Genomic DNA, 14,880 nt, shown 5'->3' with positions numbered 1-14,880 from the left:
GCGACTACCCGTCATCCTCGGTCGAGCGCGGCAGAGCCGCGTCGAAGACCGGGGATCCAGCGCAAGAGTCGCCGAAGGCGCAAAACATCATCTCCGCCAGAAGCACACTGAATAATTATCGACGGCTACGCCGAGCCTCGCGCTGGATCCTCGGCAGACACTCGCGTCGCTCATTCGGCCGAGGATGACGATCGCGAGACAGCCAATGCCCTACCGATCCTGCCCGCAGCTTCGCTTACACGCCGCGAACGCATCGCGGCTGCATCGCTTCTCAGCCTCACAGCTTCTTTAAACTGAATACCGCCGTACCGGCCTCGCCCGACAAGCGCACGCTCTGGCTCCGGCCGGATACCGTGATGCGGATCGAACCGCCGGTGTTGTACTGCTGGTTGAAGAAGCTGCCCGCGTATCTGTTCGCGCCGGTGCGCGTCAGTTCCGCAGTCTGATCGACTTTCGCTGACGGCGTCGCGCAAGTCGCCGACATCCGATAGCTCGTCGCGCCCGTCTTCGCGAAGTGCGCCCGGCACCGCGCGCGTTCCTTCGAACCCGACGAAAACGAAATGGAACCGCCGCCGCTCCACGATCCGATAAGCGATGATGACTCGGCAGCAGCCCCGCTAATCCCCGCGCTGAAACTCAAAGCTGCCGCGAATGCGGTGCCAACGAGCACGCGCGAAGTACGAGAATAAACGCTTCCAGACATCATCATCTCCTGTGAGATCAGCCCCTATACCCAAATATACTACAACCGTCTCCAGAGTGCAGCGTCTCGGCAGGTGGGAAGCAAAAGCCGTTTCGTCAATTGCTGTTAGCCTGAACTGAAAGTTCACCCTGTTGGAATCCGCCACCCCGCGCGTAACGGAAACGCCCATGCCGCACCCCACTGGGTCGACGGGTGGCGCACCTCCCCCGGCCCCGCCCCTGTTTGCGGGGCTTGCCCGACTTGTCCCGACCTGGGAAGTGTGCTCAGCAATCGGACGATGAACGCGATTTCCGAAGCATATCGGCCGTTCGACGCGCGCATGCTCAGCGTCGGGGACGGCCATTGGATCTATGTCGAAGAGGTCGGCCGAAAGGGGGGCCGGCCGGTCGTGTTTCTGCATGGCGGCCCGGGAAGCGGCTCGCAACACCTGCATCGCACGCTGTTCGACCCGGAACGCGATCACGTATTTCTGATCGACCAACGCGGTGCGGGCCGCAGTCATCCGTATCTTCGCTTTGAAGCGAATACGACCGGCCACCTCATCAACGATCTCGAAACCGTGCGGCGGCACTTCGGGATTTCACAATGGCTTCTCGTCGGCGGTTCCTGGGGCTCGACGCTGGCCCTCGCCTACGCCGAGGCCTACCCCGACCGCGTCACAGGCCTCGTTCTGCGCGCCATCTTTCTCGGCACCGATGCCGAAGTCGAATGGGCGTTCGTGACGGGTCCGCAAATTTTCCGACCCGAACTCTACGCCGCCTTTGTGGACCGCCTCCCCGAGATGGAACGCAAAGATCCACTTGCTGCCTATATCGCGCGCCTGACCGGCCCCGATGACAAAGCCCGTCTGCTCGCCGCGCAAATCTGGTCCGCGTATGAACGCGCCCTCTCTCAGATCGCGCCGGGCAACGCCGTACTGCCGGCGAGCGTACCCGACGACGCGCGCTTGCCGCCGACGCCGCTGATGGAAGCGCACTACATTCTCAATGAATTCTTTCTTGCGCCGAACCAGCTTCTGAAAAACGCCTACCGGCTAACGGACATTCCCGGCCGCATTATCCAGGGCCGTTATGACCTTCTTTGCCCGCCGAAAAATGCCCGCGCGCTCGCCGCCGCCTGGCCGGACGCGCGCCTGGATTTTATCGACACAGCCGGACACGACATGACCGAGCCCGGCGTGATGGACGCGCTACGTAAGGCCATCAACGAAATCGGAAAGTAAGGCTTTAAGCCATCTCCCAACGGCTGCCCCGAGTGCTGTTTGCCCGCGTCAGAGTCGCTGGAATCGCCGGATCGCCTTGACTTTCAAGGCAAACACACCGATACACCGCTCATTGATCTTCAATGGCGCTCGGGTTTTCGTGCCACTCAAAGCGGTTCCACTACCGCGCTCGACCCTGCATTTGAGATCAATTCCTTCAGACTAGGCCACACCCCGAAAGCGCCGGTGTGGGCCATGGGACGAGCCGAACGCGCATCGCGACGGGCTCGAAGCCCTTGGGAAATCTCCAACTTGAATACTCCGACATTTGAGGCGTTCGGCTTTGCTGAGCCTCTTGCACGTGCCCTTACGCAATGCGGGTACGAGAAGCCGACGCCTATCCAGGCGCTGGCCCTTAAGCCGCAACTCGAATCCCGCGATCTTCTCGGCATGGCCGAAACGGGCTCAGGCAAAACAGCAACCTTCATTCTGCCGATCCTTCAGCGTCTCGCTGCCGAGCCGGTAGACCCGCTTCCGAAGCAGGTCTTCGCACTCGTGCTCGCGCCGACGCGTGAACTCGCAATCCAGATCGATCAGGAAGTCGCCAGCCTGTCGCGCAACATGCGCGTCCGCCGCGCTGTCGTCCTCGGTGGTGTCAGCAAAGGCCCGCAGATCAACGCGCTGAAGCGCGGCGTCCACGTTCTGGTCGCTACGCCCGGCCGCCTGCTCGATCACGTCAACATGCGCACATGCGATCTCTCGCACGTCCGCGTTCTTGTGCTCGACGAAGCCGACCGCATGTTCGACATGGGCTTCATCCGCGACATCCGGAAGATCGTTTCATTGATCCCCTCGTCGCGCCGCACTGCGCTTTTCTCGGCAACGATGCCGGACGAAATCCGCAAATTCGCGTACGAAGTTCTGAAAGATCCGCACAAAGTCGATCTGTCTACCAAAACGGTCGTCGTCGACCGCATCGATCAGAAAGCCATGATCGTGCGCACACCGGAAAAACAAAGCCGCCTGCATACGCTTCTTGCTGATCCGGAAGCCAAACGCGTCATCGTCTTCACCCGCACCAAGCGCGGCGCCGACCGTGTTTCGCAGCGTCTCGAGTCCGCTGGCATCAGCTCGTCAGCGTTCCATGGCAACAAGGCTCAGAACGCGCGTCAGCGCGCGCTGAACGACTTCACGCAGGGCCATATCCGCGTGCTCGTCGCAACCGACATCGCCGCTCGCGGCATCGACGTTTCGAACATCACGCACGTCATCAATTTCGACATGCCGGTTGATCCCGAGACATACGTGCACCGCGTCGGCCGCACCGCCCGCAAAGGCACGAGCGGCATTGCCATTTCGCTGTGCGATCCCTCCGAACGTAAGGAGATTGTCGCAATCGAGCGGATGATGAAGCAGAGGCTCGAAATCATCGACGACGTCGGCGGCGCTTCGTTGCCGCCGCTCGAAAGGAAGCCCCGCGAAGCCAGCCGCAGCCCGCGGCCTGACCGCGGCCGGCCGGATCATCGCAATGGTGAGGGAGCCGGACACCGCAACGGTGGCGGCGCCCGCCCGGAACGTCATGCTCGACCGGAATACCAGCCTCGCAAAGATGATGCGGCGATCTTCGGTGTCGGATCGGCATCCGAGCCTGCGCAAGCGCATCGCGAACCGCGCCGGGATCGTGGTGATCGTCCGCAGGGTGCTCCGCATCATCGCGGCGAACGCCCGCATCGTGGACAGCACACACGTGGCGAACGCGGCAACAGTGAACGATCTGGCGAACAACGCCCGATCCGCTTCGCTGATCCGAGCCAGCGTGACAAGCCGCGCAATGATGGCAACGGACAGCGCCATCGCGATCACGCCGACGCCTCCGCGTCAGCCGGTAAGACGGGTGGCAGAGATGCAGCTCGCTCGCCGAGCGATCGCCCGCATCGTGACGGAAACGAAGGCGGCAAAGGCGCTTGGGCAGCTGCTGGCGCACCTAAATTCATGCGTCGCCGCAATGACGACCGCGGCCGTGGCCGCGCCGATCGCAATCCCGCCTGATAAGCTGGAAAGCATCGTCTGAAAATAAAAAGGCCGGGCTCAAAAGCCCGGCCTTCATTTCAAGCAGCGCGTGTCGCTTAATCCTTATCGGTTTCCGTCGGCGGGGAATTGTCCGCAGGCGCCGGCTGAGCGTCCTTCGTGGCGCCGCCATGGTCATGATCGCCATGTCCGCCATGCTTGTGCCAGCCGTCATGCTTCGGCCCACCACCAGGACCCCAGCCACCGCCGAACGCCCAGTGCTTACCGTGATGCCCGTGATCGCCGAAACCGGGTGAAAGCTGCCGCATCAGCGGCCGCAACACATCCTTCTGTTCGTCATTCAACGAAGCGTAGAACGGCGTGAACGCAGTCGAGAACGCCTTCATGCGGTCCGCACGCTCAGACAAGCGCTGGCTCATTTTCTCGTAACGCTCAGCAAGATCACCGCGCTTAGCTTCACCTTGCTCGGATTTTCCGGCGCGTCGCTCTTCACGCTTCTTTGCGCGCTCCGCACGCTTGTCAGCACGCGCTTTGAACGACGCACGGACCTGCTCTTCGACCGGCTGCCACAGCTTTTCCTGATCGGCGTTGAGCTGCAGAGCGGCCTTCGCCATCGCGATCCGGCCGTCTTCCAGGCGCGAACGCGTTTCCGGCGTCATTGAGCGCCAGCCGCCATCCGTCGATTTGGCGATCGCCACCGTGGTGGGAACGGCAACGACAGCAGCAAGAGCCAGCCAAGCGCCGCGTGAAAGATTTTTCATACACAGTCTCCTTCAGAAACATGCCGGATCGTGGGGGGATCGCCCGGCCGTCGCTTTGAAGAACGCGCACGCCAACGGAATTCCGTCGGCACAAAATCTCCGATTCCGGTGAGCCAACGCCGAAATCGGGAAACATAACCAAATTGAAATCTGCAAACGGGGCTTTTTTGCCCGGAAGCGCACGCGGCTAGTTGTGCGCCGAAGATCCGCCCGTGCCGTCCGACGCACCATTCAGAATGGTCGGCGAACTGGGATCGTGAGAGACCGGAGCAGCGGCGCTATCGACTTCCACACGCACGGCGCTTTTCTCGGCGGGCTTCACCGGATCGGACGAGGGGTCGGCAAACGCCGTCGGCTTCAGCTTGATCTTCCGATCGATAGGCTGAGCGTAGACCACACGGTCGCGATCGCTGAAGCAACCGGCAACACAGATGACGAGATCTTCGTTAGGGCGCGCAGCCATCAACTGACGAACGAGACGATTGTTCGCCCCGATCTTATCGCGCGATCCAAGCCCATCGATGGGAACCGAATTGAGACCTTTGGGCACCTGATCATCGGATCCCGCTCCGGCGGCGACGATCTGCGAGCCGTCCATGTCATCAAACTCGGCGTCTTCGGAAAACGCGCCGCCCGATGCAACTGCAAATGCCAAAACCGAAGCGGCCGCAGCCAACGAAAAGCCGAGTGAGCGACGCATGGACCTAAGCCCCTCAATACTGAACAAACTGCAAAGGACTGTGCCGTATGCCAGTAAAAGAAGTCTTACGCGCCGAGCCACCCGCGCACAAAAACGAACGTAAGGGCGGACCGAAATCCGCCCCACGCATTATTTTTCCGGCTGGAACCGCCAGAATGTTCCATTCTCCGACTGCACGGTCAGCACGTTCTTGATGCGCTTGTCTGGCGGGCGAATGCCAAATTCCACCAGCGCCTTCACGTCATCGAGCAGCGTCGGATTTTCCGCATATCCGGAATGGTTCAGCCCCAGCGCATCTGTCGAAACCGCCGTCACGTCGATGGTATCGACACCCGGAATGATGAGCGGCCCCGACTTCGGAACATCGCCTGCGCGCGGAACGCCGCCCCAGAAGCGAGCCGAATACCCGAGCGCCCGATCGTTCGAAGCCGCATAGAGCGTAACGCCCTTTGCAAAGCTCGTAATCTCGCGTGCAATGATGTTGAACTTGTCACGATCGACATCCGGCGCCGCCAGAATGACCTGGCTGATAACGACGCCCTTCGGCACTTCAGGACGAAGCCGCTCCAGCACACGCAGCAGAAGCTCATTGCCCATCGAGTGCGCGATCAGGCTGATGGATTTTGCTCCGCTCTTCTGAATGACGAGCTTCAGGAATTCCGCAAGCGACGGCTCTGCCTGCTCTACGCTGCCGCGGTCGTAAGTATAGCTCGCGACCTTGCCGCCGGACGGCCAGCTATAAAGAAACGGAGCGCCGTCAAACTTCAGATCATACGCAATCTGCGCCGTCCGATAGAGCGCGCTGTCGAATGACGTGTTGAAGCCATGCACGAAAACGAACGCATGGTCTTTGTATGCCGTCGCCTTCGCCAACCGCTCTTTCACGAGCGCCAGCATCTGCTCTTCCGTGAGACTGGCGATTTCCTGCAGCGTGAAATGCTTGGCCGGATCTTCAGCTTCCTCGTAGACCTTGACCTTGAAATACGGGATCTCGATCACCCACGGCCGTTCAATGTGCGGCACCTTGTGAATCAACGGCACCGTTACGAGCGCCCGCCCGAGCTGGAGCTTGTGCCCACGCTCTGAGCCGAATTGCAGACGCTTCGGGTCCGCTTCAACGGCGCGGTCCGTGCCGTAGAAAACCGGCACGACATCGTAAGTCTTAGACTCAGCAGTCGCAGCTCCTCCAGCCGCACCAATCGAGGCTGCAGGCGGAAGGGAAGAAGGTACCGGCGCTCCGCCACCCGCTGGCGGCAGTTCCATCTCTGCTTTCGGCACGGGCGCGGCAGCACGCCCGGAGCGTTCCTCGCGATATTCGGTTATCGGCGCAGGAGGCGGCGGTGCAGCAGGAGCAGGAACCGCGCCTTCATTCCGAGGGACGGGACTCGGCCGGGCTGACTGCTTTCGCGGCGGCGTTGCCTCGGCGATGACGTCATCGTTCTGTTCCGGAGCGGCCGTCGCGCTCTTCTCTTGACCTCGGTGCGCGTGCTGCGGCGCCTCGGTGCAGGCCGCGAGCGCACCGCAACCGATCAAAGCCGCAACAAAAATCCCAACCGGCCGCCAATGAGCGCGCCCGTGCCCAAGACGTGACTTCACATCGGAAAGCGATCCCATCGCCCCCTCCCCACTTCGTTTTGAGCCCAACCCCGGAAAAACCTTAAGGGTACGCCGCGTGCCCGGCAACTTGCCTGCCTGATATGACGGGTGATTGTGGCGGGGACAGCGGCGAAATCACGGCTTGCAGTGGCCATCAATCCTGCCCATGGTCCGATTGAAAGATAAGGGGTTTCTCCAAGACCGATGCCTGCCGCTGCCGCACCTGCCCACCGCATGTCCGTCCCTGACTACGTCGCCGGTATCGCCGCCGGGGATCGATCCGTTCTGGCGCGCGCCATCACTCTGGTTGAAAGCACAAATCCCGCGCATCGCCGTTTGGCGCAGACCGTGTTGCAGGAGCTTCTGCCAACCACCGGCAATGCCGTCCGGCTCGGCATCACAGGCGTCCCCGGGGTTGGCAAGTCGACCACCATCGATCAACTCGGCATGAACTTGCTCGCGGCAGGCCACAAGGTCGCCGTGCTCGCGATCGACCCGACATCGAAACGCACGGGCGGGTCGATCCTCGGCGACAAGACCCGCATGAGCGCGCTCTCGCAGGAGAGAAACGCTTTCATTCGGCCCTCGCCAACGTCGGGCACGCTCGGCGGCGTCACCCGGCGCACGCGCGAGACGATGGCGCTGGTCGAAGCGGCAGGCTTCGATGTCGTGATTGTCGAAACGGTCGGCGTCGGCCAATCGGAAGTTTCAGTTGCCGATATGGTCGATTTTTTTCTCGTTCTGCTGCTAGCGGGCGGAGGCGACGACCTTCAAGGCATCAAGAAAGGCATCATCGAACTCGCCGACATGATCGCGATCAACAAGGCCGACGGCGATAACGTCCGCCGCGCCCAACGCGCCGTTGGTGACTATAAGCACGCGCTGCAGATCTTCACCCCGGCGGGCGCCGCATGGTTTCCTCCCGTGCTCACCATTTCCGGGCTCAACAATCAGGGGCTCAAGGAGCTCTGGGAGAAGATCCTCGAACATCGCAAGACGATGACGGCCATCGGCACGTTTCAAGAGCGTCGCCAGTCGCAAGCCGTCTCCTGGATGCGAGACATGCTCGAAGACCGGCTAATGGGCGCGCTCCGGGCTCAGCCCCAGGTCGCCGTCGAGCTGCCCGGCATCGAAGCGGCCGTCCGCGATGGCACATTGCTGCCGACCCTTGCCGTCGAGCGCCTGATGTCGATGATGGGTTTCCCCTCAGAATGACCGCCGCAGACGTGGCCCCCCGTTGAAGGCCCCCGCAACCGGCATCAATCGTGTTAAATCGCGCTTATGTCAGCCGCTGACCGCCAAGCTCGCCCCGCCATCCTGCTGACCGGCTTTGGTCCGTTCCCAGGCGTAAGAGAAAACGCGTCGGGCGATCTTGTCCGCGCCCTTGCGCGTCGCGCCAGGCGGGCATTCCCGGACTATACTGTCTCGGCTTCGATCCTCCCCGTGGAATGGACGCGCATGCCCCGAATGATCGCCGCGTTACATCGGCGGCTTACACCTATCCTGGCGCTTCACTTCGGCGTCGCGGCTGAGACGCAAGGCTTTCGCATCGAGTCTCAGGCACGAAATGAATGCCGTAATGCACCTGACGCGGCCAATTCCCTGCCACCCGCCGCATACCTTCTGGCGAACGATCAAGAACGCTACGCCGCCACGCTCGATGCAAACCGCATCGTCGCCACCCTGAAGGACAAAGGCTTCCCCGCCGAACTATCCGACGACGCCGGAGGCTATCTCTGTAATGCCGCCCTGTATCACTCGCTGCGCGAAGCCGAGACACACGGCAACCGCTGTCGGGTGGGCTTCATACACATCCCCGCCGATCTCACGACGTCATCACTCACGCGCGAGAAGGCACTGGCGGCCGCACTCGAAATCATCAAACAGGGCATCGCCTAGACAAGAAGCACGGCACTTGCCCGCTAACTTAACTCCGGCTTAACGCGGATCGCGCCTCGCTGGCTCTCCTGCCAAGAGATCAACGTCCGGAGCCTGACATGACCTTCGACCGCCGCACGCTGCTGGCCGCGGGCCTCGGCCTTGGTGCAACCGCGACCGGTGTACAAGCAGCGGATAGCGTTCTGCCGAAAGTCATTCCAAACGCATCCGACATTGCCCCCGCGCTCGCGCCCGACGAACAGCGCGACCAGACCGCCGCCCTGCAAGCCGCGATCGACACCGCCGCCGAAAAGGATTTGCCGCTCGTCCTGCCTCCCGGAAAATTCGTCGTCGGAGACCTTCGCCTCCGCTCCGGCACACGACTGCTCGGAATGGCTCGCACGACGGCCCTATCTTTCGCTGGCGGAGACGCATTCCTGACCGGCGACAAGGCCGACGGCCTCGTGCTGACCGGTCTGACGTTTGATGGCGCTTACAAAACCTTTTCGCCCGAGCGCGGCGACGGCCTCATCACGCTGACGCGAAGCCACGCCATTCGCCTGAGCGATCTCGAAATCTCAAACAGCGTTGGGATCGCCCTTTCGCTGACCGGATGCGGAGGGAGAATTGAAACAATCTTCATCTCCAAAAGCATCGACACCGGACTGAAGAGCCTCGACGCCGAAGGTCTCACCATCGCGGGCAACACCGTCTCCGATTGCGGAAACAACGGCATCCTCGTCTGGCGGTCGGCCCCCGGCGAAGACGGCACGATCGTCTCGGAGAATCGCATCTCGCAGATTCGCAACGCGGCGGGCGGGACCGGAGAATATGGAAACGGAATCAACGTCTTCCGCGGGGGCAGCGTGCTCGTAACGGGAAATCGCATCACCGATTGCACCTACAGTGCCGTGCGGGGTAACGCGGCTTCCAACATCCAGATCATCTCGAATAGCTGCGGACGTCTGGGCGAAGTCGCGATCTACGCCGAGTTCGGCTTCGAGGGCGCGCTCATCGCGAACAACCTCATCGACACAGCAGCGGCCGGAATTTCCGTCACCAACTTCAATGAAGGCGGCAGGCTAGCCGTCGTGCAGGGCAACCTCATCCGCAACCTGTTCCGCCGCGAGGCAGAACCGGAGGACAAGCGTGGCGAAGGCATTGGCATCGAAGCCGACGCAGTCGTCTCGGGAAATACAATCGAGAACGCGCCAACCGTTGGCATTCAAATCGGATGGGGCAAGTTCATGCGCGACGTCGCCGCGACCGGAAACGTCATTCGCTCCGCGCGCGTCGGAATATCCGTCACGGGCGACCCCGATGCGGGCAAATGCTTGATCGCGAACAACCTGATTTCCGGCGCAACGGACGGCGCAATCCGCGCGATGAACCTGGGCGAATTAACGGGCCCCGATCTCGCGCGCGAACCTGCTTCAAGCAAGTCGATCCACGTCACAGGCAATCTCTCGACCTGAACGGACGCATTCGTCGAGCTAGATTTTTGGAGAGGGGGGAGGCACCGCGCCAGACCAAGGGGAAGACGGGGGGAGTCGGGGCTTGGCCCGGCGCGGCCTCATCTGGTGCGCACGGGGGAGTGACACCAGCTATGAAAGTAGTTCTAGCAGACAAAGATGAACTCATTCTGAACGCAGAGTTAAATTGCCGCAACGTTGCAGGGCCTAAAACTCACATCGAATCAAAGGCATCGGTCGATTAGCTGGGGACGGAGCAGATCGCGCATCGACGAATCGCATTAGCCTAACGGCCGATGAATTGCCCAGGAAAACAATGATGTCGGCCGACGCTCTGCGGCTTCCGTTGGCTTTCGAGTCTGCGGTCGGCAACGACTCGATGGCGCTTGCCCGCGCCAAGCTCGACAAGATCTTCGGCTTCAAAAACTTTCGCCCGCTCCAGGGCGACATCATCGCGACGTTGCTCGACGGGCGCGATTGCCTGGCGCTGATGCCGACCGGCGGCGGCAAGTCGCTTTGCTATCAAATCCCATCGCTCGTGCGTCGCGGCACTGGCATCGTTGTATCGCCGCTCATCGCACTGATGCAGGATCAGGTTGATGCCCTCCGCGACTTTGGCGTGCGCGCCGCCTTCCTGAACTCCACCCAGGACCGCGCGACGCAGGACAGCATCGAACGTCAATTCGCGGCTGGCAGCTTGGACCTGCTGTACGTCGCCCCCGAGCGTCTTGTTCAGGACCGCACGCTTTCCCTGCTCGAACGGAACGACATCGCCCTCTTCGCGATTGACGAAGCGCATTGCGTCTCGCAATGGGGGCACGACTTCCGCCCGGAATATCGGCAGCTCAAAATCCTGGCGCGCCGCTTCCCGAACGTGCCGCGCATCGCACTGACCGCGACGGCTGACGAACGCACACGCCAGGACATCGTGTCCGAGCTGTCGCTCGAAAACGCGTCGACATTCATCGCCAGCTTCGACCGCCCGAACATCCGCTACACCATCGCGGAACTGGGTAGCGTCAGCGCCCGCGAGCGCCTCTGGCAGTTCATCGCAACAGAACATCCGACAGACGCAGGCGTCGTCTACTGCCTGTCGCGCAAATCCGTCGAGGAAACGGCCGCTTGGCTCTCATCCAAAGGCCGGAAAGCACTCGCCTATCACGCCGGTCTCGATGCGTCGGTCCGCGCCGCCGCACAAACGAAGTTCCTCACCGAAGACGGCTTGATCATCGTCGCCACCATCGCCTTCGGCATGGGCATCGACAAACCGGACGTTCGCTTCGTGGCGCACCTCAACCTGCCGAAATCGATCGAGTCCTACTATCAGGAAACCGGCCGCGCTGGCCGCGACGGTGAAGCCGCTAACGCCTGGCTCGCCTATGGCTTGAACGACATCGTCCAACTCCGCCAGTGGATTGCACAATCCGAAGGCTCCGACGCATTCAAGCAAGTGCAACGCCAAAAGCTCGACGCACTCGTCGGGCTCGCCGAAATGCCCGGCTGCCGTCGTCAAGCGCTGCTGGCTTACTTCGGCGAGACGCGCCCCATTCCATGTGGCAACTGCGATAACTGCCTGACGCCACCACGCACAGAAGACGGCACCGTAATCGCGCAAAAGGCCCTCTCCGCCGTCTATCGCACCGGCCAGCGGTTCGGCGTCACATACCTGATCGACGTGCTCGCCGGGAAAGCCGACGAACGCATGCTGCGCAACGGGCACGACCGCCTAAGCGTCTTCGGCATCGGCAAGGACGTCGCGCCAACGATCTGGAAAAGCCTATTCCGTCAACTCGCCGCGCAAGGCTATCTGACGGGAGACGATGAAGGTGCGGGCTCGTTGCTGCTCACCGATCGCGCGCGGCCTCTATTGCGCGGCGAAGAAAAATTCCTGCTCCGCGTCACACGACCAACTGCAAAACCGTCTCGCCGCGCCGCGCCGATGATCGCGAAGATCGCACACGAAAATCAGCCGCTGTTCGACGCGCTGAAGGCGCTGCGCTCGAAGCTCGCAGCCGCCGCGAAGCTGCCGCCCTACGTCGTCGCCCAGGACAAGACGCTGATCGAGCTTGCCGAGAAGCGCCCTGCGAACGAGGCCGCGTTGCACGAGATCATCGGTCTTGGCGCCAGCAAAATCACACGCTATGGCGCCGCCTTCCTGTCCGTCATCGGCGAATTCAAGAAGCATCCCACGCTGACCAATCGCCTTTCGGCAAGCGTCAACGTCACGCTCGCGGCGCATCTGCGAGGCGAGGACGCGGAAGACATCGCATCCGAGCGCGGCCTCGAACTCACGACGATCTATGGCCACCTCGCGGAAGCGATTGAAGCGGGCCTCATATCGGCCGACGACGCCTTAAAGCTCGATCCCGGTGAGCGCGACGAAATCGAAGCGGCCTTCGATCAGTGTCACACGCGCGACTCCGGCAAACTCGGCCCCGCATTCGCCGCTCTCGACGGCCGCTACGACTACGGCATCCTGAAATGCCTACTTGCCGAGATCGGCTGACAATTCGTCATCCTCGGCAAAGTGAGCAACGCGAACGACTCCCGGGGATCCAGCGCGAGACTCGGCGAAGCCGCCATTCCTCGTCTTCGTCGTCATGCTCGACCGACGAAAACAGTCGCAAGAGGTGAAGCTAACCCGCCAGCGACCCGTTGATACGCGCCGCCAGCGTCTCACATAGCTTGCGCTTCTCAGGCGACCAATCCGCCGCCTTCGATGCGCAGAGATTTGCTTCCGATTTCAGCATCACGCCATCATCAAGAATGCGCAAACCGTTCGCGCGCAGCGTCTCGCCCGTCGTCGTAATATCGACGATCAATTCGGCCGTGCCGGCAGCGGGCGCGCCCTCAGTCGCCCCCGCACTTTCCACGATGCGATAATCGCCATACCCGCGAGAGCCAAAGAACCGACGCGTCAAATTCATGTACTTCGTCGCGACACGCGGCCAGCGCCCATGCACGCGCCGAAATGGCATCGCAATGTCTTCAAGATCGGAAACGGTCCAGACATCGATCCAGCAATTCGGAACCGCGACGACGACATCCGCAAAACCAAAAGCGAGCTTGCCGAGAAAATCGACCCGGCTATCCGCATTGGCGATGTTCTCGCGCACGAGATCTTCGCCAGCGATGCCCATTTCGACATTGCCGGTCTTCAACGCTTCGACAATTTCCGACGACGACATGTACGCAACATCGACGCCTTCGAAGCCCTCGATCTCACCGCGATAGCCGCGCTGATGCCCGACCTTGCGCACGATCAATCCGGCGCGGCCGAACATATCGGTCGTCTGCTCCATCAGACGGCCCTTGGAGGGAATAGCGAGTGTCAACCGCGTCATAGCGATACCCCGCGCACGGCTGCCAGCAACCGTTCGGTGTGAATGGCAGCACCCACCGCTGGAATGTCCGCGTTGGCGCCAGCGGCACGCATCAAAGCGTCATAGCGCCCGCCGTTTGCGACGGGGCTACCCGTTCCGGCCGTTCCGGTGTGCACTTCAAATACGAGCCCCGTATAGTAATCGAGCGTGCGTCCGTATTCAGCCGAGAACATCACGCGATCCAGGTCGATACCGGCATTGGAAAGCAAGGCGAGCCGCCGGTCATAGGTTTCGAGCGCCGCGCCTGAGCCCGCACGCGCGCCCTTGAGCAGGCGCGCAATCTTGGCGCCAGCGGTCCGCGCTGGTCCCGAAACGTCAATGTAATCCGAGATCAATTTTGCGGCTGTCTCATCAAGCGGTGTCTCTTCGCGACCCTCGGCAATGGTGACGAGGTTGGCGGTGATGTCCGCCAGAGCGCGCGTTCCGAAAAGCTCGATGCCCTTCTCTTCCAGATAAGCGAGAACAGCCGCCTCACTCGGCTCCGTATTCTCGCGATCCAATGACGACAGGAGCGAATCCGGCAGCGCGAGCGGTGCACTGCGGACGCCGCGTGTAAACGCCTTGAGAGCCTCGCGGAATGCGCGGGGCCTGAGGAACGCGTCGTCGAGGCGCTTCTTCCAACGCGGCGAAAGACCCGCCTCGTCGAGCACGCTGGAAAACAGCCCGAGGTCGCCGAGCTTCAGCGTCCAGGTCGTAAGCCCCGCTTTCTCAAGCGCGGTGACGACGAGCGAAATCGTTTTGGCCTCTGCCTCTTCGCGCGCAACGTCACCGAAACGCTCGAAGCCCGCCTGGCGAAACTCGCGCGGGTGCGCCGCATCAGCATCGACAGGCTGAATACGAAACGCCGCGCCATTGTAGCAATACCGTGCAGGCGTTGCGGGATCAACGTGGCGCGCAAGATGCAGACGGCACGTCGGAACCGTCAGGTCGGGCCGAAGACAAAGTTCGGCACCATCGGGATCCGTGAAAACATACGTGCGCGCACGCAGACTTTCTCCGACGACATCGAGAAAAACGTCCGCCGGTTGAATGATTGCAGGCGCCACCGCTTCGTGCCCAGCTGTTGCGAACACGTTCATCAGAGTTTTTGCCTGAGCTTCTAGCGCTTCAAGCTCTCGCGTCGTTTCGACGACCATGCTAGCGCCCCCGTCCCGTCGC

At 61.8% G+C, this 14,880-nt stretch carries 11 protein-coding genes and 1 pseudogene; 6 read left to right on the top strand and 6 right to left on the bottom strand.

Annotated elements, in window-relative coordinates; all coding sequences use genetic code 11:
• Nucleotides 1-277 precede the first annotated feature (277 nt).
• A complete protein-coding gene (locus DLM45_RS11595) occupies nucleotides 278-703 on the bottom strand; it encodes a hypothetical protein (protein WP_181337262.1) in 426 nt (141 codons plus the stop codon).
• A 277-nt stretch (nucleotides 704-980) separates the two neighbouring features.
• Between DLM45_RS11595 and pip the strand changes: the two genes are divergently transcribed.
• Nucleotides 981-1,925, top strand: a complete 945-nt coding sequence (pip, locus tag DLM45_RS11590; RefSeq protein WP_181337261.1) for a prolyl aminopeptidase — start codon at nucleotides 981-983, stop codon at nucleotides 1,923-1,925.
• 291 nt (nucleotides 1,926-2,216) lie between these two features.
• On the top strand, nucleotides 2,217-3,953 hold the full coding sequence (locus DLM45_RS11585) for a DEAD/DEAH box helicase (protein ID WP_246317340.1): 1,737 nt from the start codon (nucleotides 2,217-2,219) through the stop codon (nucleotides 3,951-3,953).
• A gap of 77 nt (nucleotides 3,954-4,030) precedes the next feature.
• Here the strand turns inward: DLM45_RS11585 and DLM45_RS11580 are convergent, their stop codons facing one another.
• The 3 genes from DLM45_RS11580 to DLM45_RS11570 all read right to left on the bottom strand — a co-directional run bounded on the left by DLM45_RS11580 (nucleotide 4,031) and on the right by DLM45_RS11570 (nucleotide 7,007).
• Nucleotides 4,031-4,693, bottom strand: coding sequence for a Spy/CpxP family protein refolding chaperone (locus DLM45_RS11580; RefSeq protein ID WP_181337259.1), 663 nt, complete (start codon nucleotides 4,691-4,693; stop codon nucleotides 4,031-4,033).
• 187 nt (nucleotides 4,694-4,880) lie between these two features.
• A complete protein-coding gene (locus DLM45_RS11575) occupies nucleotides 4,881-5,393 on the bottom strand; it encodes a hypothetical protein (protein WP_181337258.1) in 513 nt (170 codons plus the stop codon).
• 129 nt (nucleotides 5,394-5,522) lie between these two features.
• Nucleotides 5,523-7,007 (bottom strand): alpha/beta hydrolase, encoded by a 1,485-nt coding sequence (locus DLM45_RS11570; RefSeq protein WP_181337257.1) that lies wholly within the window; start codon nucleotides 7,005-7,007, stop codon nucleotides 5,523-5,525.
• Nucleotides 7,008-7,193: 186 nt separating this feature from the next.
• Between DLM45_RS11570 and meaB the strand changes: the two genes are divergently transcribed.
• The 4 genes from meaB to recQ all read left to right on the top strand — a co-directional run bounded on the left by meaB (nucleotide 7,194) and on the right by recQ (nucleotide 12,845).
• On the top strand, nucleotides 7,194-8,204 hold the full coding sequence (meaB, locus tag DLM45_RS11565) for a methylmalonyl Co-A mutase-associated GTPase MeaB (RefSeq protein ID WP_181337256.1): 1,011 nt from the start codon (nucleotides 7,194-7,196) through the stop codon (nucleotides 8,202-8,204).
• Nucleotides 8,205-8,270: 66 nt separating this feature from the next.
• Complete coding sequence (locus tag DLM45_RS11560; protein WP_181337255.1) at nucleotides 8,271-8,888, top strand: pyroglutamyl-peptidase I; 618 nt, start codon at nucleotides 8,271-8,273, stop codon at nucleotides 8,886-8,888.
• 98 nt (nucleotides 8,889-8,986) lie between these two features.
• Nucleotides 8,987-10,342, top strand: coding sequence for a TIGR03808 family TAT-translocated repetitive protein (locus DLM45_RS11555; RefSeq protein ID WP_181337254.1), 1,356 nt, complete (start codon nucleotides 8,987-8,989; stop codon nucleotides 10,340-10,342).
• A 316-nt stretch (nucleotides 10,343-10,658) separates the two neighbouring features.
• A complete protein-coding gene (recQ, locus tag DLM45_RS11550; RefSeq protein WP_181337253.1) occupies nucleotides 10,659-12,845 on the top strand; it encodes a DNA helicase RecQ in 2,187 nt (728 codons plus the stop codon).
• Between the two features lie 151 nt (nucleotides 12,846-12,996).
• Here recQ and hisG read toward each other — a convergent pair.
• Both hisG and DLM45_RS11540 read right to left on the bottom strand, forming a co-directional pair.
• Nucleotides 12,997-13,683: pseudogene (gene hisG / locus DLM45_RS11545) on the bottom strand (ATP phosphoribosyltransferase); the annotation flags it as partial.
• Nucleotides 13,680-14,858, bottom strand: a complete 1,179-nt coding sequence (locus DLM45_RS11540; RefSeq protein ID WP_181337251.1) for an ATP phosphoribosyltransferase regulatory subunit — start codon at nucleotides 14,856-14,858, stop codon at nucleotides 13,680-13,682. The gene DLM45_RS11540 and the pseudogene hisG, both read right to left, overlap by 4 nt.
• Nucleotides 14,859-14,880 lie beyond the last annotated feature (22 nt).

This window comes from Hyphomicrobium methylovorum (genome assembly GCF_013626205.1).
Taxonomy (GTDB): domain Bacteria; phylum Pseudomonadota; class Alphaproteobacteria; order Rhizobiales; family Hyphomicrobiaceae; genus Hyphomicrobium_B; species Hyphomicrobium_B methylovorum.
Note: the sequence above shows the minus strand (reverse complement) of the source record. Positions and strands in the feature narration are given on the sequence as shown.